We start from the raw sequence: 21,883 nt of genomic DNA, 5'->3' as shown, positions 1-21,883 counted from the left end.
CGCCACCTCACTCCTGGTAATAAACCCATTTGCGAGCCGACAGGAACAGCATGGCGGTCACGAAGGCGATGACAATGAGCAGCACCCAGGCCATCGACGCGGCGTACCCCATCTGGAAGTGGGTGAACCCCTTCTGGTAGAGGTACAGGGTGTAGAACAGCGTCGAATCGAGCGGACCGCCCGTGCCCCGACTGACGATGTAAGCCGGCGTGAACGCCTGGAACGCCTGGATCGTCTGCATGACGACATTGAAAAAGACGATCGGCGTAATCAGGGGCAGCGTGATGCGCCAAAACTGTTTCCACCGGCCCGCTCCGTCGATCCGCGACGCTTCGTACAGCTCCGTCGGAACCTGCTTCAGCGCGGCGAGGAAGATGACCATCGGCGCCCCGAACTGCCAGATCTTCAGAACGATCAGCGTGTACAGCGCCGTGTCGGGGCTGGCGATCCAGTTGTGGCCCGGCAGGCCGATTTGCCGCAGCAGCAGGTTGACAAGCCCCTCCCCGCCGAACAGCTGCCGCCAGAGCAGCGCCACCGCGACGCTGCCGCCGAACAGGGAGGGCACATAGTAGATGGCGCGGTAGATCCGGAGACCCCGGATGCCCCGGTTGAGCATCAGGGCGATCGACAGGGCAAAGACGAGCTGCAGGGGGACGCCCAGGAGGACGTAGATGAGCGTCACCTTCAGGCTGTTGCGCCACTTCTGGTCGTTGAGCAGCATTTCCCGGTAGTTGTCGAGACCGATCCAATCGGGTGCGGTGAGCATATCGTAGCGGGTGAACGAAAAGTACAGGGATGCCAGGATCGGAAGCGCGCTCAGCCCGATCAGACCGAGCAGCCAGGGAGACAGGAACAGATAGCCGACCGCGTTGCGTTTCAACACGTTGATCAGCTTCGGGTTCATGGATCAAGCCCCTTTAAGGTTGAAAGGAAGAAGAACGGCGTCTTCTTCCTTTCAACGCTGTGAATTGCCGAGGGATCAGCCGCTTATTGCCCCAGGATCCGGTTGGCGGCCGCCAGGAAGTCGTCCGCCGCCTGTTCGACCGTCTTCTGGCCGAACGCGATGGCCGTGGCATTGTCCTTGAAGGCGGCTTCGACTTCGGTTGCACCGGCCGGTGCGTACGCCGCGCTGGTCGCGTACGGAATGACCGTCTGGATGAAGTCGACCGCCCGTGCCTGCGGCGCCGCCAGCAAAGGCTTCACGAATTCGGCCATGTCCGTGTTCGCCGGCGAACCCTGTTCAACCTTGAACAACTCCAGCGAACGCTCGCTGTTGACGAAGAAGTTGATGAACAGCGCCGCTTCCTTCGGATGCTTGGACTGGGCGGTAATGCTCAGATAAGCGCCTTCGAGATATTCGCCGTTCTGGCCGCCGGGCAGCGACGGCATCCGGACCATGTGGATTTCGCCTTCCGGGAACTGTTGCTCGTACAGATAGATCTGGTTGGCCGGAATCTGGTACAACGCGACTTTGCCGGTGACGAACAGGTTCTGTTCGAGCGGCACGCCGTCGTATTCGGCCGACGTCGCTGCGTCCGGAATGAGCTTCTCGTCGCGCATCTGCTTCCACATCGACCACCATTTCACGAGCGTGTCGCGCGAGAAACCGAGCTTGCCGTCTTCCGTGTACAGGTCTTCGCCGTTCTGCCGTACGAAATAGCGGAAGTTCGGCTGCAGCTGTCCGCCGCCCATGTCGGGCGTACCCCACATCGTGCCGCCCGATTTCTCCACGACCTGCCGCGAAATGGCGATCAGGTCGTCATACGTCCAGTTGATGTCCGGATACGCGATGCCGAGTTTGTCGAGCGTGGCGGTGTGGTAGACCCAGCCCGGCATCGTGATGCCCTTCGGAATCATGACGAGCGTGCCGTTCACGCGGCCGCTGTCCAGCGCGGCTTCCGGGAACAGCGAGACGTCCAGTTCGCCCGAATCAATGACCGTCTGCAGATCGAGCAGCGCGCCGCGCGCGGCGTAGTCCGCGACATAGAACTGGTGCATGCTCACGACGTCCGGCGCATTGCCGCCGGCCGATTGGGTCGCCAGACGGTCCCAGTAGTCGGCCCAGCCGCCGAATTCCCGTTTGACCTTGATGTGCGGATACTCTTCCTCGAACCGGTCGACGATCGCATTGTACAGATCGTTGCGTGCCGTGTCGCCCCACCAGGTGAAGCGGATCTCGACGGTCTCCCCGGAGCCCGAATCGCCGGATTGCGCCGTGTTGCCGGAGCCTCCCGCCGATTCTCCGTTCCCATTGCTTTTTCCGCCGCCGCATGCGGCAAGTCCGAGCACGAACACGGCGGACAACAGGATGATTGCGAACGCTTTCAAGCGTGTCCTCATGTCAATCCTCCCTGATTCGCATGCTGATGGCCGAGAAATCAAGTTCACCGTACCTAGCAGATGCCTGTTCGTAAGCATCCAGCACGAACTTCGCCAAATCGAGACGGAGATCGCTTCCCGCCTCGCTGACGGCAATCCGGATGTCCTTCTTCATCAGGGACAGCTTGAAGCCGGGTTCGAATTGTTCTTTGAGCAATCCGTCCAGCTTGTTCGCCATCATCCAGGAAGAGCCGGAGCTGGCGCCAATGACTTCCTTTAATATGGAAGGATCGATTCCGAGCTTCTCCGCCAGCGCGACCGCTTCCGCCGCAGCCATCATGTGGATGGCGGCCAGCATCTGGTTGATGGCCTTGATCGCCTTGCCGCTGCCGATTTCGCCCACCCTGTAAATCTTCCGGGCCATCGCATCCAGCACCGGCCGGACGCGTTCCAGCACTCCGGGATCGCCGCCGGCCATGACCGTGAGCGTCCCCTGCTCGGCGCCGACCGTGCCCCCGCTCACCGGCGCATCCAGTACCTGCGCTCCTCGGGCTTGCCATTCTTTGGCCACTCGTTTCATCATTGAAGGTGTGCCCGAGGTCATCTCGATCAGCGTCTGGCCGGGACGGACCCCGGCCAGCGCCCGTTCGGTGAGCAGAACGGATTCCATTTCGGCATCGGCAGGCAGAATCGTGCATATCACATCGCTCCCTGCGATCACCTCGTCGGTCGAGGCCAACTCGACCGCACCGAGCCGGACCAGTTCGTCGACCGGCTTCCGGTTGCGGTTGACCGCCACGGCGAGCGGGTACCCGTTCTTCAGCAAATTGCGCGCCATCGGCAACCCCATGGCGCCCAGCCCGATGAAGCCGATACGTTCTTTGGTCATGGCGTTCCCTGCCCGATTGTGGTTTGCCGCACTGCCAGGCATGCAAGTTGATTTGGACGCGATACAATGCTAATGTTAAATTGCACAAAATTTTCTTTTTTGGTTTGTCAGGCCGGACGCGCGCGCATGCCGCACGCCGTTCGTTCCTGACCTTTTTTCTCTGCTTTTCTCCGCGCGATCAGAGGACCGTCTCGTCCAGCTCCCAGCCCAACTGAAGGTAATACCGCCTGCGCGCTTCCTTGTCGGCCTTCAGTTCCTGATGGGCGTACTTTGCGACTTCGAAAGCGATCTTGCGCGGCACCACGATGACGCCGTCGCCGTCCGCCACCACCACGTCGCCGGGATAGACGGCCACGCCGCCGATGGCGACCGGAATGTCCTTCTCGTAATAACGAATGCGCGTCTGATCCATGCCCTGCGAGACGAATTTCGACCATACCGGAATGCGCTGCCGGATCACTTCATCCGTGTCCCGGATGCCGCCTCCGTTCGTCAGGAAACCCCTCGCGCCCTTGAGCTTGAAGGCCAGCGTGTTGTTGGAGCCGAGCAGTCCGACGTCGAGGCCGCAGATGTCCAGCACGACGAAGTCGCCCTCCCGGATCTCCTCGCCCCAGGGATCGTTGCACACCTCCCTGTAGTACCATCTCACCCATTCCGTGTACTCGTCCCCGGTCACCCGCGGCACCGGCCCCTCGTACGGCAAATAACGCGCCGTCTTGGCGATGCCCACCGCCCGGGTTCTCCAGAGCGGACGGATGCTGTGGTGCACGGTACCGTAGCCGTGATAGCCGACCCAGTCCATGCCGTCCCGGACGTCCGTCACGCGGAGATTTTCGTACAGCTTGAGCAGTTCCTCTCTTTCTTTCCTGTCATCGCTCACCGGAGTCTCTCCTCCCTCTGTCGTAGTGTGACGCTTCCCTGATGCACCCTCAACGTCAGGTCTTCGGCACGCACCATGCTTCGCCGACGCATCCCTCCTTCACAGGGTTCAATTCGTCTCATCTATGTTCGAAAATTCGGACATTTCAGCTGATATGGAAGGACATGGCGCCGCATGAGGCGCGCACGATCAATTCCGGTTCCAGCATGACGACGGTCGGCTCTTCGTCGCCCCCCGACAGGATCCGGTCGACGAGCGTCTGCACCGCCGTTTGTCCCATCTTGTAGCCGGGTTGCCGGATCGTCGTCACCGGCGGGTCCAGATACTTCGCCCAGACCGTCTCGTCATAGCTGACGAGCGCCAGCTGCTCGGGCATGGACAGTCCCAGCTCCCTCGCCGCGCCGATGACTTCCAGCGTGATCATGTTGTTGGTGGAGAAAATCGCGTCGATCTCCGGCCGCTTCTTGAGTTGACGCATGATCGCTTCCTGCTGGTTGTCCGCGTGCTGCTCCAGCTCGATCATGATGAAATCGTCTTCCGTCATCCCGTTGGCGAGCATCGCTTTCTTGTACCCTTCCAGACGATCTTTCCAGGTGCTGACGAATTCGTTGCGGTACATGCAGATGGCAACCTTGCGGCGGCCGTATCTGATGAGATGATTCACCGCGATGAAACCGCCCTTGATGTTGTCGACCACGACGCTGCTCACCCGGATATCCGGCATTCTCCGGTTGATGAAAACGAACGGATAGCGCTGCTCCGCCAACCGCTCGTACAGCTTCGGATTCTTGCAGGTCGGGTGCAGGATGATACCGTCCACCTGCCGGTCGCGGAGATCCTTCAGATATTTCTCCTCCATATCCGGATCCTCGTTCGAGTTGCAGATCATGAGATGGTAGCCCAGATCGCGGCAGGTGTCTTCCAGTCCCTCCAGCACCGTCGTCCAGAACGGGTTCTTCAGATTCGACAGCACGAGACCGATCACATGGGTCCGCATGGACTTGAGCCCTTTGGCAAGCGCATTGGGAGAGTAATTCAACTCTTCGACCGCCTGCAGGACCTTCCGGATCGTCTCTTCGGAGGCGTGGGCGTAATTGCCGTTCAGGATGCGCGAGACCGTCGTTTTGGAGACCTGCGCACGCTTTGCCACATCGGCAATGGTGACCTTCATCGCATGATTCCCCTTCAATGATCATGCTTCATGCTCAGGAACCGCCTCCTGAAGCTTTGGAAAACGGTAAACCAAAATCCCAAAAACTAAAACGCTTGCATATCGAATTCAGTTAGCTTCCACTCCATAAAAATCATTAACAAACTAAATGTTTTTCGGATTTTAGGAAATCGATACACCTTTGGTTAATAACATACACCGTGAAAGCGATTTTGTCAACGGTTACATAGAAGAAAATTTTTGCTGATCCTCCAATAAAACCAAGAAAACCCGATGCAATATTGGTTTACCGTTTTCCCAAAGACAACAAAAAAAGCGGCGCCGGTCCAGCGCCGCTTCTCCGCACACCGCCGTGCGGTTACTCTCCGCCCATGAAAATGTACCGTGCCAGGATCAGCACCGCCAGCACCCACAAGAGCCAGTGGATCTTGTACGTGCTGCCGTCCTCCGCCTTCTTGCCGGCCAGGTTGGCGATCAGCGCGAGCACGACGTAGGAGACGATGCCGAACGAGATCCCGTTCGCGATGTTGTACGTAAACGGCATGATGACGATCATCAGGAACGCCGGAATCGCGTACACGAGATCGGTGAAATTGATGTTCCGGATCGACTGCATCATCAGCGCGCCGACGATGATGAGCGCCGCGCTGGTGCCCCCGCCGGGCACGAGCGCGACGATCGGAGCGATGAACAGCGACAGCAGGAACAGCACGCCGGTCGTGACGGCCGTCAGGCCCGAGCGGCCGCCCTGCGCGATGCCGGCCGAGCTCTCGACGTACGCCGTAACCGTGCTCGTGCCGAGCACGGCGCCGCCGCTGACGGAAATGGCGTCGACCAGCATCGCCTTGCCGATCTTCTTCTTGCCCTCGGCAGAGCTCGTGTCGATGCCGGCCCGGTTTGCCGTGCCGACGAGCGTACCGAACGTGTCGAACAGTTCGACGAACGTGAACGTCAGGACAACCGTGATCAGGCCGACCTCGAACACGCCCGCGAAGTCAAAATGCCAGAAATTCAGCTGGCTGAAATCCGGCACCCACCGCGCGTCCTCGGCGATCGAGCCGATGTTGCCCGTGATCGCCGCGAGGATCGTCGTCAGCACGATGCCGAGCAGGATGGCACCCGGGACGCGCAGCACCATCATGACCGCGATCAGGATGATGCCGACGATCGTCAGCCAGACGTTCGGGTCGGACAACGAACCGAGCGCGATGACGCCGCCCTCGTGAATCGTCATGATGCCGGAATTCTTCACGCCGATGATCGTGATGAACAGACCGATACCGGCCGTGATCGCGAATTTCAGGCTGTCCGGAACAGCCGTCACCAGCATCTGCCGGATCTGCGTCAGCGTCAACACGATGAAAATGATACCGGAGATGAACACCGCCGTCAGGGCGACTTCGGGCGTGATGCCCTCTCCGCTCGCCACCACCGCGGCAAAGTAGGCGTTCAGCCCCATCCCCGGCGCGAGCGCCACCGGGAAGTTGACAAACAGCCCCATCGCGATCGTGAAAATGCCCGCGGCCAGCGCCGTCGCGAGGAACACCGCGTAGAACTCGAGCCCCGCTCCGCTCAGGATGGCCGGATTGACCGCGAGGATGTACGCCATCGTCATGAAGGTCGTCAGCCCGGCGATCAGCTCCGTGCGGATGTTCGTGCCGAGTTCCTTCAGCCTGAAGAACCGTTCCATTGTTTTGCAACGCCCCCACCATCAGGATTGATGAAACACAAAGAACCTATGGAGGTCGGGTCTCTCCATAGGTTCTGCGAAAACAGGAGAATTATGCCTGCCGGACCGGACTGCAGACCTTTCCCCTGCTTTTCGTAGCAAGATCATTTACGGTGACCTTGTAGAGACTCCCGAGCCATATTCCCGGGATTATACGAAAAGCATGTTCGATTTTCGACGTTCCTCCCTGATTCTACCGGCCCACCGCCCCCGCTGTCAATGGGGTTTACGAATATTTTCTCCGGAAATTGCGAATTTGTTCGGATTGGAAACGCTTTCCTTTCAAGTAAAGCGTAGAACACCCAACATTTTCGCATAAAAAAAGCCTCCGCCATACGGCCGGAGCCTCGGAACCAACGCACGCGATCCGCATCCGGCATCCCGCACGCGAGGCCATATTCAATTTTCTTCCAGACGCCTGAGGAGCAGATCGGGATTCGGAAGCAGGATCATTTTCTTCCGGATGACGATGAGCCCTTCATCCTGCAGCTCGGCAAACACCTTCGTCACCGTCTCGCGCACCGCGCCGACCATCTCCGCCATCTGCTGGTGCGTCACCTTGATGCCGATCAGCAGCCCCTCCGGCGTCTCCGTCCCGTTCTCCTGCGCGAGGCGAAGCAGCCGCTTCATGATCCGGGTGCGCACGTTCAGGAACGTCAGATCGTAGATCTGCTGGTTCGCCTTGCGCAGCCGCTCCATCGAGTCGTCCAGCACGTAAAGCGCGATCCGCGGATAATCCATGACGAGCCGCTCGAACGCGTTGCGCTTCATGGTATACACCTTCGTGAGCTGCGCCGCCTCGGCGGACGCGGAACGGCGCGCCCCCGGCTTCATCATCGCCATCTCGCCGAAATAATCACCGTCGCGCAGGAGCGCAAGGATGACCTTTTTCGTGCCGTCGAAGGTATAGATCTGGACGGCTCCCGAGCGGATGAAGAAGACATCCTCTCCCTCATCCCCTTCGAAGAAGATGACCGCTCCCTTCTTGTACGTACGCTCCCCCATCATCGGGATGAATACGTTCAGCGCCTCGGCTTCCACTTCGCGAAAAAAGGGAATCGACGCTTTCAAACGCGCCGCATCGATCGACAATGTCAGCCCTCCCTTTCCGGCACCGCTCAGGCACGGCCTGTCGACATTTGCGGATCGAGGATCACTTCTTCGATGAATTCCGTCGGAAAATGCATCAGGTCGATCCGCAGACCGTGCTCATTCGTCTGAATGACCGGACGGGAAGGATTGCCCTTGTGCATTTCGACAACGGTACCGATCATCCCGTTCGACAACCGGACCACGGTGCCGATCGGGTAAGGCGTCACACTCCGGACAAACGCCCGGACCACGGTGATGTCGTAATGAGTGTCTACCTTCGACATAATGTATTCAATTCCTTCATGCGGAAGGTGGTTCTGGCCGATTTCGTTCACGAAATGGTCATATTCGTTCGCGACGGCCACGATCTGCGCCGCTTTCCGGAACTGCTCGCCCTGGACGCCGAACGGATAGCCGGTTCCGTTCAGCTTCTCGTGGTGCTGCAACACCACATGGGCCGCGAGCAGCGGCAGTTCGGGATACCGGCGCATCAGATCGAACCCGACGCGCGGATGATCGCGTTCCGGATCGAACGCAAAGCGCGACACGCGCCCGATGTCGTGCAGCAGCGCGCCGATCGCGATCGTCCTGAGCTGCTGCTCGCCGTAGCCGAGCTCCCGGCCCGTCCGGACCGCCAGCAGGCAGACGTTGACGCTGTGCGCGTACAGATAGGCGGCCTCGGTGCGGCGTTCCTTCATCTGGAACCCTTCCTGCGGATCCTCGCCCAGATGCCGGATGATATCGTTCGCCGTCCGAATGATCGGCCGCGTCTCCAGCCTTTCGTACTCCGCAACCGACTGAAACGCCGCTTTTACGGTATCGAAGGCCGCAGCCCGCAGATGTTCGAACGCCTCGGATCTGTTTGTCGACACCTCGTTCGGCCGGCGGTTATCGATATAAGCGCCGTTGACATTGAGCCGAACCAGACCGTCGATCATTCTCCGGGTCAACACCTGTCCCGCCGACAGAATCAGGCGCCCGTCCAGCGTGTAAAGGGAACGTCCGATCCGGTCCCCCTCTTCCAGTTCCGAGGTCGCACCCATCTCATTGGATTGAACCACCCCATGTCAATATCACTTTCGTCTTATTTCGATAGAAGCATCATAACAAAAGCATGTTCGACAATTCTGTAACAGCCGCCACAAATTGTTCCGAATTTCGAAAAAATGTCGAATTTTGTACCTTGCGCAACCCGAAAAATAAGAAAACAGTCCCGCTTGTGCGGAACTGTCGTCGATCGTGCTTTATTCCCATTCGATGGTGGCCGGCGGTTTCGACGTGATGTCGTAGACGACCCGGTTCACGTTCTCCACTTCGTTCACGATCCGGACCGAAATGCGTTCGAGCACGTCCCAGGGAATCCGCGCCCAGTCGGCCGTCATGCCGTCGACCGAGGTGACGGCGCGGATGCCGACCGTGTAGGCGTAGGTGCGCGCGTCGCCCATGACGCCGACACTCTTCATGTTCGGCAGCGTCGTAAAGTATTGCCAGATCTCGCGGTGCAGCCCGGCTTTCGCGATCTCCTCGCGCAGGATCGCGTCGGACTCGCGCACGATATGCAGCTTCTCCTCCGTCACTTCGCCGAGCACCCGCACCGCAAGGCCGGGTCCCGGGAACGGCTGGCGCCAGACGATTTCCTCGGGCAGGCCGAGCGCCTCGCCGACCTTGCGCACTTCATCCTTGAAGAGCGTCTTCAGCGGCTCGACGAGCTTGAAGCGCATGTTCTCCGGAAGCCCGCCGACGTTGTGGTGCGATTTGATCGTCTGGGCCGTGGCGGTGCCGCTTTCGATGATGTCGGTATAAAGCGTGCCCTGGGCGAGGAACGCGAAGTCGCCCAGCTTCGCCGATTCCTCCTGGAACACGTAGATGAACTCGTTGCCGATGATCTTCCGCTTCCGTTCGGGGTCCTCGACGCCCTTCAGCTTGTCCAGGAACCGGCGGCTCGCGTCGATCTTCACGACCTTCATGTCGAAACGGCCGGCGAACGTCTCCATGACGCTCTCGGCTTCGCCCTTGCGCAGCAGGCCGTGGTCGATGAACATGCAGGTCAGCTGGTCGCCGACCGCCTTGTGGACCAGCAGCGCGACGACGGACGAATCGACGCCGCCGGAGAGGGCGCAGAGCACTTTCTTGTCCCCGACCAGCTCGCGGATCTCCCGAACCGCATCCTCGATGAACGTCGTCATCGACCAGTTGCCTTCGCAACCGCAGATGTCGAACAGGAAGTTGCGGATCATCTCGTTGCCGTACACGGTGTGGCGTACTTCGGGATGGAACTGGACGGCGTAGAACCGTTTCTCCGGATGGCTCATCGCGGCGACCGGCGCTCCCGGCGTGCTGGCGTCGACGCGGAATCCCGGCGGCAGCTCGGTGACCTTGTCGCTGTGGCTCATCCAGACCGTCTGCCTCGGTTCGAGGCCGGCAGCCAGCCGGCAATCCGGGTTGAATTCGATCTCCGCCTTGCCGTATTCGCGTTTGCCCGCCCGTTCAACGCGGCCGCGCAATTGATGCGCCATCATCTGCATGCCGTAACAGATGCCGAGGATCGGCACGCCGAGCTCGTACACTTCCGGATCGGCAAGCGGCGCGTTCTCTTCATACACGCTGTTCGGGCCGCCGGAGAAGACGATCCCCTTCGGCTTCAGCTCGCGCAATTTCGCGGCCGGCGTGTTGTAGGGCAACAGTTCGCTGTACACGCCCAGATCGCGGATGCGCCGGGCGATCAGTTGATTGTATTGGCCCCCGAAATCGAGCACCACGATGCGTTCATTCGGCTTGTCCATGGTACGCCTCCCTCGATTCATAACGCTAATTATACTGAACGGATTTTCGGGGCGTCAACGTGCCGGACCGCGCCTCCGGGCCCGCGCCGGACCGGAACCGCCGCGCATCCTTCCGGGCTGCATCATCGAACCGGAACCTTCGCGAATCCTTTCATGCTGCATCATTGGACCGGAGCCGCCGCGCATCCGGTAGCCGCACGCCTGTCAGGCACACGCTTCATCCCGCACCACCGCCGGTGTTTGATATTTTCACCCGTATCGCCCGCCGGTGTTCGCCGGATTGCCGGGCCACCCGCCGGACAATCGCTTCAACCACCCGACAGGCGTTCGTTACATCGCTGCATCACCGCCAGGCTTCGTTTTATCGCCGTATCATTCGCCGGGCGTAAGCCTCACCCTGCATGTCCGTCAAGTGCACCTTCCAACTCCTTGCCGTCACGTACGATGCACGCTTTTCTCCGCATGCCTCGCAACCCGTCGGGCACACGCGCCTCTCTTCCTTACAACCGGTTTTGCGTTCGCGACGGCGTGCTCATTTTTTTCCGTTGGCGGCTTCTTTCCTGTACTCCCGGATGGCCGCAAGCACATCCTCGATATGCCCTTTCGGCTTCACATTGCGCCACTCCCGGATCAGCCTTCCTTCCTCGTCGATCAGGAACGTCGACCGGACGATACCCATGAACTCGCGGCCGTACAGCTTCTTTGCCTGCCACACGCCATACAGTTCGCACACCGCGTGATCCGGATCGGACAACAGGATGAAGGGAAGCCCGTATTTGTCCCGGAACCGGATATGCCGTTCGACATCATCCGTGCTGACTCCGATGACGACTGCGCCGTGCTTCGTCAGCTCGCCGTACGCGTCCCGGAAATCGCACGCCTGCTGGGTGCATCCCGGCGTCATGTCCTTCGGATAGAAATACAGCACCACGAGCCGCCCGCGGAAATCGGAAAGCCGCACTTCGCCGTCCGCCGAGGGCAGCGTGAAATCGGGCGCCATGCTTCCGATCGACAGTGTCATGTGCGTGAATCCCTCCCGCGTTCAGGTTTGCGTGTCTTCTTAATTGTAACCGAAACGGCGTTCGTGTCGGACAATCATCACCCAAATTGGCAATTGCTTGATTTTTTCCGGACAGGCGGATAGCATGGAGGTATCGGCGGTGTGATGCCGCCTGAACCCCCATGTCACCCGTTTGCGACGCGTGAAGCACACCGTCCCGTGATCCGCACTAGGCGGATGGGGCGGTGTTTTCATTTTGCGAAGGAAGGAGAGGATGCCGATGGAACATGACTTCGAGACGCATTACAGCGCGTGGATGAAGAAGCAGATTGACGCAAGCGAGGGGGAACGGCGCAGGAGGCTGCGGGAACACGGTTATCTGGAGCGGAAGCTGCTGCAGAACGTCTGGTGGCCGGCGGTCGGATCCTTCGAATACCTGCACGCGGAATACGAAATCGCCGATTTCAAGGACGGTGCCCGGTTTCTGGACTTCGCGTATATCCGCATGCCGCACAAGATTTGCCTTGAAGCCGACGGATTCGGACCGCACGCTAGGCATACGGACCGCTACAAATTTTCGGACGACCTGATGCGCCAGAACCACCTCGTGATCGATGACTGGCGGGTGCTCCGCTTCTCGTCGGACGATATCGAGCATCATCCCCGGAAGTGCCAGCAGATCGTGCTTCAGCTGCTGGGCCGTCTTTTCGGCGGCGGTGACCCTTATGTCGGCCTGCCGGTCATGAAGCGGGAAATCCTGCGATACGCTGCGTGCTCGGCGGATCCGGTCAGGCCGGCGGAAATTGTGAAGCTGTTGGGTGTAGGCGACAAGTATGCACGAAAACTGTTGAGGGAATTGACTGTCGACGGATATCTGGAACCGGTGAACGGATCCCGCCGTATCCGCAGCTACCGGCTGAACCGTTCAAAAATACGGCTGTAAGAAGGAATGTGCCCCGCCGGACACGCATTTAACGGTCCCGCAGACCGTTATCACGCCTCTTTGCCTCGTCCGGTCGGCCGTTTACGGTCCCGCGGACCGTTATTCGCCCCGCACGGGCGGGGCAAGAACCTTCGGAGCCGCACTTAACGGTCCCGCAGACCGTTATCGCGCCTCTTTGCCTCGCCCGATCGGCCGTTTACGGTCCCGCGGACCGTTATTCGCCCCGCACGGGCGGGGCAAGTCCCTCCGGAGCCGCATTTAACGGTCCCGCAGACCGTTATCGCGCCTCTTTGCCACGCCCGATCGGCCGTTTACGGTCCCGCGGACCGTTATTCGCCCCGCACGGCGGAGCCACCGCGCATGCTACGACCCCGCGCCGCGGTATCGCTTCACGCCGATGTTCCACACCGTCAACCCGATCGCCGTGAACACCATCCCGACCACCGGCGTGAGCAGCGCCATCCGCAGATCCCCCGGCCCGCTGCGCTCGAGGAAAAACGACGCCGGATAGACGCCGACGAACGCGAACGGCAGCAGCCAAGTCAGCACGAACCGCATCGTCCGGTTATAGATCGTGACCGGATAGCGGCCGTAACTCTGCAAGTTGTACATGAGCGGCAAGATGCCCGTCGGCGCATCGGTGAAGAACGCGATCGCCGTGATCGCCGTGTACAGGCCGAAATACACCAGCACCGCGCCCGCCGTCAGCACGGCCAGCATCACGAGATCCGTCCAGCCGAACGCCATCTCCATCTGCCGCGCCGTGACCGCCATGATCGCGATTCCGACGAACGAGCCGATGAGTCCGGGCGGATACATGTTCTCGAGCATGACCTGGAACAGATTATGCGCCGGACGCGTCAGCACCCGGTCCATCTCGCCCTTCACGATATACCGCTCACCGAAGTTCCACAGATCGAAAAAGCAACTGAAAATGCCGTACGGCACCATAAAGAATCCGAACACGAACACGATTTCCGCTTCGGACCAGCCGCCGAGCGCCGGCGTATGCCGGAACGCGATCAGGATAACGGCCAGGTTCATCGCCTGGTAGGTGAGATCCGACACGACCTCGATCCAGAAGTCCGCCCGGTACGTCATGCGCGACTTCGCGTAGTTCTTGAAGTATTCCCACATCAGACCAAGGTAAAACATGAACCGCGGCTCACCCTCCCTGCACGAACAGCCGCTTCCGTGCCGCCCGCCACAGGAGCCGGATCGGCACGATCAACGCCGCGGCCCACAAGGCCTGCAGCCCGACCGCGGCAAGCGCCTCTTCGCCGGAAGTCTGTCCCGTAAACACCGCACTGGGCAAATACGCGATCGCCTGGAACGGCAGCCACTGCGAAATGTCGGCCAGCCAACCCGGAAACAGCGCAATCGGCACGAGCAGGCCGGAGAACAGGTCGACGACGACCCGCTTCATGCGGATCAGGCCGTCGATGTTCTCGAAATAGAACGCGCCCATCCCGGTGAGCAGGTTCAGCTCGGAATTAATAAGGAAGCTGAACACCAGCATCGCCGCGTACAGCAGCCAGACCGCCGGATCGCGGGGAAGCTCGATCGGGAAGATCAGGCACACCACGATCAGTCCCGGCACCATGAACATGACGAGCCGGAACAGCCCCTCGCCGAATCCCTGGAACAGCTTCACCAGCAGATAGTGGTACGGCCTCACGAATTGGATCGCGACGCTGCCATCCCGCACCTCGTTCGCGATCTCACGGTCCAGATTGTTAAAATAGAACGCGCGCGCCATCCAGGTGACCGCCACGTACGTCGTCATCTGCGCCAGCGTGAACCCCCGGATCGCCTCCTGGTCCCCGTAGATCGCGTGCCAGAAAAAAAATAGGCGCCGATGTTTACCGAATAAATAATGATGCCGCTGTAATAGTTGACCCGGTACGCCAGCATCGTCAGGAACCGGATGCGGATCAGATCCAGGTACATCCCCGTCACGTCACGCCCACCAGCCGTTCCGCTCCCGCGGCCGAGCCCGACCGGTAGATCTCCCGCACGATTTCGTCCGTGCTCGTCTCCGCGAACTTGATGTCGCGGATGTCGACGCCGCTGCCGACGACGCGGGCCAGCGCCTCGGACATCCCGACCTCACGAGGCACCCGCATCACCGCGGACATCCCCTCGCCGAGCTGCCACCGTACGCCGGGCAGATCGGCCGTCAGCCGCTCCAGCCGTTCCAGTCCCACCGGTTCGCCGAACTGCAGCCGGATCTCGCGCCCCCGGCTCCAGCGCGCCTTGAGCTCGTCCAGCCCGCCGTCATAAATGATCCGCCCGTCATCCAGCATGATCACCCGGGAGCAGAGCGCCTCGATATCCTGCAAATCGTGCGTCGTCAGCAGAATCGTCGTTCCGTGCTCGCGGTTGAGCTGCAGCAGGAACTCGCGGATTTCCGTCTTCACGACGATGTCGAGCCCGATCGTCGGCTCGTCCAGGAACAGGATCGCGGGGTTGTGCAGCAGCGACGCGGCCAGTTCGCACCGCATCCGCTGGCCGAGGCTGAGCTTGCGCACCGGCCGGTGCAGCAGATCGCCGAGCTTGAGCCGCTCGACGAGCTCGTCCAACCGCCTCCGGAAATCGGCCGCCGGCACGCGGTACACCTTCCGGAGCAGATGGAACGACTCGATGACGCCGATATCCCACCAAAGCTGGCTGCGCTGGCCGAACACGACGCCGATGTGGCGCACGAACTTCTCGCGCTCGCGCCACGGCACATAGCCGGCCACGCGCACCGTGCCCGACGTCGGCACCAGAATGCCGGCGAGCATCTTGATCGTCGTCGATTTCCCGGCGCCGTTCTCGCCGATATAGCCGCAGATTTCTCCGCGGGGGATCGTGAAGCTGATATCCTTGACCGCCGTCACTTCGACATATTGGCGGCGAAACAAATCCCGAATTGCGCCGGCAAGCCCTTCCCGGTTCCGCTGTACCTTGAACGTCTTGCGCAAATCCCGTACTTCGATCGCCGGCTGCATGACGAACATTCCAGCCTCCTCGACACATTTCCCGGGAAATATCTTTCGGATACCTTCCGGCATCCGACAACAGTATAGCACTTGTAAGACATGGCGTGACATTTTATAATCTTTAAGCGTGCAAATTTTTTACGTGTGGAACCAGTTGGCGTGTCGTGTCGTCTAAGTGGTTGGCGGAACCGCCGGAACCGGAATCCCCGAAGACCGGTGAACCGGAACCCCTGTCCGCCGGAAGGAGAGGACGTCATGGAACCGCGATCGACCCGGATCAAATCCCGAAGGCGCAGATTATGGCTGCGTTGGACGCTCATCAGCGTCCTGTCTGTCATGACCCTCGCGATTGGATATATCGCATTTCAGGGCGTTACCATATACAATGCGCTGGACAACTTCAGCAAAGACGAATCCGAATCCCGCTTTCAGGCGGTCGTGGACAAGACGGTCCAGGCCCCTCCGGAATGGGAGGGCAAAGAGCGCGTCAATATCCTGCTGCTCGGCGGCGACGCGCGCGGGCTGGAGAAAAACCAGGTTGCCCGCTCCGACTCGATGATCGTCGTCTCGATCGACCCGGTGACAAAGCGCGTGCATCTGCTGTCGGTCCTGCGCGACACCTGGGTCGACATTCCGGGCCACGGCAAGGGCCGGGCCAACTCCGCAATCACGCTCGGCGGGCCGAACCTCGCGATGAAGACGATCGGCGATCTGCTCGGACTCGATATCCATTATTATGCTTATGTCGATTTCGAAGGGTTCAAGGCGCTCGTCGACGCGATCGGCGGGGTATACTTCGAAGTGGAAAAGGACATGCACTATGTCGACAACGCGGACGGCAACCGGTACGACATCCACCTGAAGAAAGGGTACCAGCTGCTCGACGGCGACAAGGCGCTGCAGTACGTCCGCTTCCGCCACGACGCGATGTCCGATTTTACGCGGACCGAACGGCAGCGGGAATTCCTGAAGGCCGTCGCGAAGAAGCTGCAATCGACCTGGAACGTCGTCCGGATGGGACAAATTCTGGAGAAGGTCGAACCGTACGTCGAGACGAACATGCAGGTGTCAGACATCCTGAAGCTCGGCCAGCTCGGCCTGAAGCTGCACATCGCCGGCTCCGCGCAGGTGCCGCCGATGGAGCTGATCCGGGACGATCGCGTGGGCGGGGCGGCGGTGCTCGCGGTTCGCGACACGGAAGCGCTGAAGGCGTACGTGCAGGAAGTGCTCGCGAGCGACGAGACGGAGCAGCAGCCGGACGCCGGCACGGAGGATGCGCCGGGCAGAACGTCCGGTCCCGTCACGAGCAAGCCCGCGGAATCGGCCGAGCCCGCGGCCTGATTCTCGGAGCGCATGCACCGGATGAATACGCCAGGAAGGGGGTTCCGGCCATCGGCGCCGGAGCGCCCTTTTCTTGATTTCGCTTCCCGACACAAAAAAAAGAAACCCGCAGATGCGAAAGGAGAGTCCCCCATGCCCGCAGACACCCGCCACCGTCCGACATCCGAAGCCCTCTACCGGGAAGCGCTCCGCCACATCGTCGGCGGCGTGAACAGCCCGTCCCGCTCGTTCAAGGCGGTCGGCGGCGGCGCCCCGGTCTTCATGAAACGCGCGCAGGGCGCGTATTTCTGGGATGCCGACGGCAATCGCTACATCGACTACCTCGCCGCCTACGGGCCGATCATCGCCGGGCACGCCCATCCGCGCATCGTCGAGGCGATCGCCCGTGCGGCCGAGAACGGCACGCTGTACGGCACGCCGACCGAGCTCGAGATCGAGATGGCCCGCCGCCTGAAGGAAGCGATCCCCTCGATGGACAAGGTTCGGTTCGTGAACAGCGGCACCGAGGCGGTCATGACGACGATCCGCGTCGCCCGGGCCTACACGGGCCGCACGAAAATCGTCAAATTCGCCGGCTGCTACCACGGCCATTCCGATCTCGTGCTCGTCGCCGCCGGCTCCGGCCCGTCGACGCTCGGCATTCCGGACAGCGCGGGCATCCCGCTCTCGATCGCGCACGAAGTGATCACCGTGCCGTACAACGACCTGGAGGGCCTGCGCCTCGCCCTCGAGCGATGGGGCGAAGACGTCGCGGCCGTCCTCGTCGAACCGATCGTCGGCAACTTCGGCATCGTCATGCCGAAGCCCGGCTTCCTCGAAGGCGTGTGCCGGATGGCGCGCGACGCCGGCGCGCTCGTCATCTACGACGAAGTGATCACCGCCTTCCGCTTCCATTACGGCGGGGCGCAGAACTTCGCCGCGTTCCCCGACCACGCCGCGATCGAGCCGGACCTGACCGCCCTCGGCAAAATCATCGGCGGCGGCCTGCCGATCGGCGCCTATGGCGGAAGGAAGGAGATCATGGAGCAGGTCGCGCCGCTCGGCCCGGCTTACCAGGCCGGCACGATGGCGGGCAACCCCGCCTCGATCTCCGCCGGGCTGGCCTGCCTCGACGTGCTCCGCGAGCCCGGCGTCTACGAACGGATGGACGCGCTCGCCGCGCGGCTTGCGAAGGGGCTGGCCGCAGCCGCGGCGAAGCACGGCGTGCCGCTCACGATCAACCGGGTCCGCGGCGCGTTCTCGACGCACTTCTGCGATCACCCGGTCACGAATTACGCCGAGGCGCAGGACACGGACGGCGAGGCGTTCGCCGCGTTCTTCCGCGCCATGCTCGACCGCGGCGTCTGCCTTGCGCCGTCGAAGTACGAGGCTTGGTTCCTGACCGTCGCCCACAGCGAGGCGGACATCGAGGAGACGATTTTGGCGGCGGATGAAGCGTTCCGCATCACGGCCGAAATCCGGAACGGATAAGGGCCGCCCGCTCGGGTCAGACTCAGAGCATCCTCTCATCGGACGATCCGGACCATCGGTGACCGCGGGCGGGAATTTGTGGTATAGTGGACCATAAGCCGGTTCGGCAACGTGTTCTTCACCGATTCGGAGGCGGTTCCGCCATGAAACCCAAGGAAAGAATCGACGAAATCAACCTGGTGCGCGCCTTCGCGATCATCGGCGTGCTCATGGTGCACTCCACCTCGTTCGCGGTCACCGAAACGCTGGGGTCGTCCCTCTATCCGCTGTACAATTTCGCCAACATCTTCTTCAAATTCGGCACGCCGACGTTCATTCTGCTCAGCAGCCTCGTCCTGTTCTACACCTATTATGACCGGCCGGCGGACCGAAGCCTTTTCCTCGGGTTCTACAAGAAAAGGCTGATGTACATCCTGCTTCCGTACCTGATCTTCTCCATCGGGTACTACGCGCTGCGGCACTACTGGTATTATGCGGACAGGCCCCTCGACGTCGCGCTGGCTGACTTTGTGGACAAACTGCTCACGGGCAAGGCATATGCTCACCTTTATTTTGTATTCATCAGCGTGCAGTTTTACGTGCTCTTCCCGCTGTTGCTCTACGCAAGCAAAAAATGGCCCCTCCTGACGAAGGGGTTCATCCCCTTCGGCTTCGCGGTGCAATGGGGCTTCGTGCTGCTCAACCATTACTGGCTGTCCGTCCCGAACAAGGGCAGCTGGGCGCTCAGCTATTTCGCGTATTATTTCACGGGCGCGTACTTCGGCATTTCGTTCGACCGGATCCGGGAATGGCTGAAACCGACCGCCGCGAAGCTGAAGTCGTGGCGCGGCCCGACCTGGGCGCTGCTGTGGGCCGGATGGCTGGCGTTCGGGCTCTCCCATGTCTGGATCTGGTACGTGACCCGCCATGACGGACGCTGGTTCAATACGCTGTGGTACGAATTGCTCTGGAATCTGCACACGTTCTGCACCGCCCTCGTCCTGATCCAGGTCGCGTTCCTGTTGCGCGAATGGAACAGGGAGGCGCGCGTCGTGCGGCTGCTCGACCATCTCGGCGTCATGAGCTTCGGCATTTACCTGTTTCATCCGCTGGTTCTCTTCTATTACCGGTTGCATCCGGTCACCGCGACGTATTGGTTCCATCTCTGGTACGCGGGCGGGTTCGTGCTCGCGCTGACCCTGTCCTGGCTTGTCGTGACGCTGGCGTTCCGCTTCATCCCGTTCGCCTGGGTGCTCTTCGGCAACGTGCCGGCGCGATATACCGGGCTGCCGAAGCCATCGGCGGAACGGTCGCTGTCGGTCGGCAGGTGACGACGGGACCGACGGACGGCCGACCGGACCGTCCACGGAGACAGGCAACCGGGATTCCGGCCGAACATCGAAAGCCTTCGGACACCGCTCCGGGCGGTTCCGAAGGCTTTTTTCGCGTGCCAGCCCGCCGTCAGGCCGCCACGTCGCGGCGGTTGAACACGTACCAGGACAGCGCGAGGAACAGGACGTAATAGCCGGCCAGCACGCCGAGCGAGAAACCGAGCGAATGCCCGCGGAACAGCTCGCCGGCGTTCAGATATCGCTCCAGCCCGAAATGCATGAACAGAACGTAATCGATCCACGGCTTGTCGATCAGCGAGAGCAGACTCGAGATGATGCCGCTGCCGAGCAGCGCGAAAATCGACAGCCCGATCGCGAGGCCGCCGGAACGGAACACGGAGGATATCATGAACGCCATCGTCGCGACGACCGCCATCTCGATCAGATTGAGCCCGTACCAGGCCGTCACATATCCGAAGGGACTCCAACCGCTCGGAATCGAAGACCCGGAATCGCCGCCGCCAAACAGCACGAAATTCAGCAACAGCGTCAGCGCGAAGAACACCGCCAGATTCAGGACGATGTAGCAGAGCAGCGCAAGATACTTCGATAGCAGAATCTTGTTCCGGCTCCACGGGCGGATGAGCAGCAGCTTGATCGTGCCGTTCGAAAATTCCCCCGCCACGCTGTCCGCCGCCATGACGACCGCGAAGATCGAGAGCAGCATGGTCATGAGGCCGGACTCCAGCATGACGTAGCTCCACATGTTCGGCGAATCGTCGACGAACCGGCCGATGATCGACATCGCGAGCGGAAGGACCAGCAGGATCGCGGACATGACCCACGTCCGGACCCGGTAGTAAATCTTCATGTTCTCGTTCCGGACCAGGTTCAGGAAATCAGCCAATGCGACCGCCTCCCGTCACTTCGAGGAACTGGTCTTCCAGCGACTTCGTCACGGTCCGGATGCCGTACACGCGCACGCCCGCCGCGACCAGCCGGGCGTTGATGTCGGCCGTCTCCTCCCGCCCTGCGGTCACCACGATGCCTCCGGATTCCGTCCGCAGGACGACGCCGTCCAGCACCTCCGAAGCCGTGTCGGGCCGGTCGACCTCGAACAGGATTTCCAGCTTCTCCGCGCCGGCATCGCGGCGGATCGGCCGCACATCGACCAGGCGCCCCTGCTGGATGATGGCGACGCGGTCGCACATCAGCTCCATCTCCGAGAGCAGGTGGCTCGAGACGAGCACGGTCGTCCCCTCATGCTTCGCGAGGTGGCGCAGATAGTCCCGGAGCTCGCGGATGCCGGCCGGATCGAGGCCGTTCGTCGGTTCGTCCAGGACCAGCAGCGCCGGACGGTGCAGAATCGCCTGCGCCACCCCGAGCCGCTGCCGCATCCCGAGCGAATACGTCTTGACCTTGTCATGGATGCGATCGGACAGGCCGACGAGCTCCACGACCTCGTCGATCCGCCGCTTCCCGATGCCGGGGAGCATTCTCGCGTAATGGACCAGGTTCTGGTAACCGGTCAGGAATTTGTACATCTCCGGATTTTCCACGATGGCGCCGACCTGGCGCACCGCGGCTTCGAATTCGGTCCGGATGCTGCGTCCCTTGATGTAGATCTCGCCCGAAGTCATCCGCATGAGGCCGACCATCATGCGGATCGTCGTCGTCTTCCCCGATCCGTTCGGGCCGAGAAATCCGAATACTTCACCCGGCGGCACGTCGAACGTCAGGTTGTCGATGATCGTGCGTTTGCCGATCCGCTTCGTCACGTTCACGAGCCGCACGACCGGCTCCGCGCCGCCCCCGTGTCGTTCCAACACCGAATCCTCCTCCATCCTCTGCGACACATGATGCCCAAATTGTCCATTATATAAACGGAAGCGGTCAAAACAAGTTTCATAGAATTCAACACAATAAAACCCCCGGCCGAATGACGGCCGGGGGCGCGCATCGGGGCGCCGCC

At 61.1% G+C, this 21,883-nt stretch carries 18 protein-coding genes, 1 pseudogene and 1 riboswitch; of the genes and pseudogenes, 4 read left to right on the top strand and 15 right to left on the bottom strand.

Annotated elements, in window-relative coordinates; all coding sequences use genetic code 11:
• Positions 1 to 7: 7 nt before the first annotated feature.
• The 10 genes from A9Z00_RS07480 to bcp form a co-directional block, all read right to left on the bottom strand.
• Positions 8 to 904 carry a carbohydrate ABC transporter permease gene (locus A9Z00_RS07480; protein ID WP_296975551.1) on the bottom strand — a complete coding sequence of 299 codons (897 nt, stop codon included), beginning with the start codon at positions 902 to 904 and terminating at the stop codon, positions 8 to 10.
• 83 nt (positions 905 to 987) lie between these two features.
• Positions 988 to 2,340: an ABC transporter substrate-binding protein gene (locus tag A9Z00_RS07475; protein ID WP_296975550.1), complete on the bottom strand. Its 1,353-nt coding sequence runs from the start codon at positions 2,338 to 2,340 to the stop codon at positions 988 to 990.
• 1 nt (position 2,341) lies between these two features.
• Positions 2,342 to 3,250: an NAD(P)-dependent oxidoreductase gene (locus A9Z00_RS07470; RefSeq protein WP_296975549.1), complete on the bottom strand. Its 909-nt coding sequence runs from the start codon at positions 3,248 to 3,250 to the stop codon at positions 2,342 to 2,344.
• Positions 3,251 to 3,386: 136 nt separating this feature from the next.
• Positions 3,387 to 4,088: an RraA family protein gene (locus A9Z00_RS07465; protein ID WP_296975548.1), complete on the bottom strand. Its 702-nt coding sequence runs from the start codon at positions 4,086 to 4,088 to the stop codon at positions 3,387 to 3,389.
• 145 nt (positions 4,089 to 4,233) lie between these two features.
• Entirely contained in the window at positions 4,234 to 5,259 is a 1,026-nt protein-coding gene (locus A9Z00_RS07460; protein ID WP_296975547.1) for a LacI family DNA-binding transcriptional regulator, read from the bottom strand.
• Between the two features lie 358 nt (positions 5,260 to 5,617).
• Positions 5,618 to 6,949 (bottom strand): NCS2 family permease, encoded by a 1,332-nt coding sequence (locus A9Z00_RS07455; protein ID WP_296975546.1) that lies wholly within the window; start codon positions 6,947 to 6,949, stop codon positions 5,618 to 5,620.
• Positions 6,950 to 7,064: 115 nt separating this feature from the next.
• A riboswitch (purine riboswitch) is annotated at positions 7,065 to 7,166 on the bottom strand.
• Between the two features lie 221 nt (positions 7,167 to 7,387).
• Complete coding sequence (locus tag A9Z00_RS07450; RefSeq protein ID WP_296975545.1) at positions 7,388 to 8,080, bottom strand: Crp/Fnr family transcriptional regulator; 693 nt, start codon at positions 8,078 to 8,080, stop codon at positions 7,388 to 7,390.
• A 26-nt stretch (positions 8,081 to 8,106) separates the two neighbouring features.
• The gene (locus tag A9Z00_RS07445; RefSeq protein ID WP_296975544.1) at positions 8,107 to 9,123 is read right to left on the bottom strand and encodes an HD-GYP domain-containing protein; all 1,017 of its coding nucleotides are present in this window, start codon (positions 9,121 to 9,123) and stop codon (positions 8,107 to 8,109) included.
• Positions 9,124 to 9,324: 201 nt separating this feature from the next.
• On the bottom strand, positions 9,325 to 10,863 hold the full coding sequence (gene guaA / locus A9Z00_RS07440) for a glutamine-hydrolyzing GMP synthase (protein ID WP_296975543.1): 1,539 nt from the start codon (positions 10,861 to 10,863) through the stop codon (positions 9,325 to 9,327).
• Between the two features lie 532 nt (positions 10,864 to 11,395).
• On the bottom strand, positions 11,396 to 11,884 hold the full coding sequence (gene bcp, locus A9Z00_RS07435; protein ID WP_296975542.1) for a thioredoxin-dependent thiol peroxidase: 489 nt from the start codon (positions 11,882 to 11,884) through the stop codon (positions 11,396 to 11,398).
• A gap of 259 nt (positions 11,885 to 12,143) precedes the next feature.
• Between bcp and A9Z00_RS07430 the strand changes: the two genes are divergently transcribed.
• Positions 12,144 to 12,806 carry a DNA-binding response regulator gene (locus A9Z00_RS07430; RefSeq protein ID WP_296975541.1) on the top strand — a complete coding sequence of 221 codons (663 nt, stop codon included), beginning with the start codon at positions 12,144 to 12,146 and terminating at the stop codon, positions 12,804 to 12,806.
• A 363-nt stretch (positions 12,807 to 13,169) separates the two neighbouring features.
• Here A9Z00_RS07430 and A9Z00_RS07425 read toward each other — a convergent pair whose 3' ends face one another.
• The 3 genes and pseudogenes from A9Z00_RS07425 to A9Z00_RS07415 form a co-directional block, all read right to left on the bottom strand.
• A complete protein-coding gene (locus A9Z00_RS07425) occupies positions 13,170 to 13,961 on the bottom strand; it encodes an ABC transporter permease (RefSeq protein ID WP_296975540.1) in 792 nt (263 codons plus the stop codon).
• Positions 13,962 to 13,971: 10 nt separating this feature from the next.
• A pseudogene (locus tag A9Z00_RS07420) lies at positions 13,972 to 14,765 on the bottom strand (ABC transporter permease).
• A complete protein-coding gene (locus tag A9Z00_RS07415) occupies positions 14,762 to 15,799 on the bottom strand; it encodes an ABC transporter ATP-binding protein (RefSeq protein ID WP_296975564.1) in 1,038 nt (345 codons plus the stop codon). Before A9Z00_RS07415 ends, A9Z00_RS07420 begins: the two are co-directional and overlap by 4 nt.
• Before the next feature lie 246 nt (positions 15,800 to 16,045).
• Between A9Z00_RS07415 and A9Z00_RS07410 the strand changes: the two genes are divergently transcribed.
• The 3 genes from A9Z00_RS07410 to A9Z00_RS07400 all read left to right on the top strand — a co-directional run bounded on the left by A9Z00_RS07410 (position 16,046) and on the right by A9Z00_RS07400 (position 19,911).
• Positions 16,046 to 17,131 (top strand): LCP family protein, encoded by a 1,086-nt coding sequence (locus A9Z00_RS07410; RefSeq protein ID WP_296975539.1) that lies wholly within the window; start codon positions 16,046 to 16,048, stop codon positions 17,129 to 17,131.
• Positions 17,132 to 17,263: 132 nt separating this feature from the next.
• On the top strand, positions 17,264 to 18,601 hold the full coding sequence (locus A9Z00_RS07405) for a glutamate-1-semialdehyde 2,1-aminomutase (RefSeq protein ID WP_296975538.1): 1,338 nt from the start codon (positions 17,264 to 17,266) through the stop codon (positions 18,599 to 18,601).
• A 143-nt stretch (positions 18,602 to 18,744) separates the two neighbouring features.
• On the top strand, positions 18,745 to 19,911 hold the full coding sequence (locus tag A9Z00_RS07400; RefSeq protein ID WP_296975537.1) for an acyltransferase: 1,167 nt from the start codon (positions 18,745 to 18,747) through the stop codon (positions 19,909 to 19,911).
• A gap of 130 nt (positions 19,912 to 20,041) precedes the next feature.
• Here the strand turns inward: A9Z00_RS07400 and A9Z00_RS07395 are convergent, their stop codons facing one another.
• Together A9Z00_RS07395 and A9Z00_RS07390 are read right to left on the bottom strand one after the other, a co-directional pair.
• Positions 20,042 to 20,818, bottom strand: a complete 777-nt coding sequence (locus A9Z00_RS07395) for an ABC transporter permease (RefSeq protein ID WP_296975536.1) — start codon at positions 20,816 to 20,818, stop codon at positions 20,042 to 20,044.
• The gene (locus A9Z00_RS07390) at positions 20,811 to 21,737 is read right to left on the bottom strand and encodes an ABC transporter ATP-binding protein (RefSeq protein ID WP_483316280.1); all 927 of its coding nucleotides are present in this window, start codon (positions 21,735 to 21,737) and stop codon (positions 20,811 to 20,813) included. Before A9Z00_RS07390 ends, A9Z00_RS07395 begins: the two co-directional genes overlap by 8 nt.
• Between the last annotated feature and the right edge of the window lie 146 nt (positions 21,738 to 21,883).

This window comes from Thermobacillus sp. ZCTH02-B1 (assembly GCF_002159085.1).
Lineage (GTDB): Bacteria > Bacillota > Bacilli > Paenibacillales > Paenibacillaceae > Thermobacillus.
Note: the sequence above shows the minus strand (reverse complement) of the source record. Positions and strands in the feature narration are given on the sequence as shown.

Excerpts from the sequence above, each read along its gene's own strand:
- A9Z00_RS07480 (WP_296975551.1), bottom strand. The coding sequence starts at position 904 with ATGAACCCGAAGCTGATCAACGTGTTGAAACGCAACGCGGTCGGCTAT.
- A9Z00_RS07475 (WP_296975550.1), bottom strand. The coding sequence starts at position 2,340 with ATGAGGACACGCTTGAAAGCGTTCGCAATCATCCTGTTGTCCGCCGTG.
- A9Z00_RS07470 (WP_296975549.1), bottom strand. The coding sequence starts at position 3,250 with ATGCCTGGCAGTGCGGCAAACCACAATCGGGCAGGGAACGCCATGACC.
- A9Z00_RS07460 (WP_296975547.1), bottom strand. The coding sequence starts at position 5,259 with ATGAAGGTCACCATTGCCGATGTGGCAAAGCGTGCGCAGGTCTCCAAA.
- A9Z00_RS07455 (WP_296975546.1), bottom strand. The coding sequence starts at position 6,949 with ATGGAACGGTTCTTCAGGCTGAAGGAACTCGGCACGAACATCCGCACG.
- A9Z00_RS07445 (WP_296975544.1), bottom strand. The coding sequence starts at position 9,123 with ATGGGTGCGACCTCGGAACTGGAAGAGGGGGACCGGATCGGACGTTCC.
- guaA (WP_296975543.1), bottom strand. The coding sequence starts at position 10,863 with ATGGACAAGCCGAATGAACGCATCGTGGTGCTCGATTTCGGGGGCCAA.
- bcp (WP_296975542.1), bottom strand. The coding sequence starts at position 11,884 with ATGACACTGTCGATCGGAAGCATGGCGCCCGATTTCACGCTGCCCTCG.
- A9Z00_RS07430 (WP_296975541.1), top strand. The coding sequence starts at position 12,144 with ATGGAACATGACTTCGAGACGCATTACAGCGCGTGGATGAAGAAGCAG.
- A9Z00_RS07425 (WP_296975540.1), bottom strand. The coding sequence starts at position 13,961 with ATGTTTTACCTTGGTCTGATGTGGGAATACTTCAAGAACTACGCGAAG.
- A9Z00_RS07415 (WP_296975564.1), bottom strand. The coding sequence starts at position 15,799 with ATGCAGCCGGCGATCGAAGTACGGGATTTGCGCAAGACGTTCAAGGTA.
- A9Z00_RS07410 (WP_296975539.1), top strand. The coding sequence starts at position 16,046 with ATGGAACCGCGATCGACCCGGATCAAATCCCGAAGGCGCAGATTATGG.
- A9Z00_RS07405 (WP_296975538.1), top strand. The coding sequence starts at position 17,264 with ATGCCCGCAGACACCCGCCACCGTCCGACATCCGAAGCCCTCTACCGG.
- A9Z00_RS07400 (WP_296975537.1), top strand. The coding sequence starts at position 18,745 with ATGAAACCCAAGGAAAGAATCGACGAAATCAACCTGGTGCGCGCCTTC.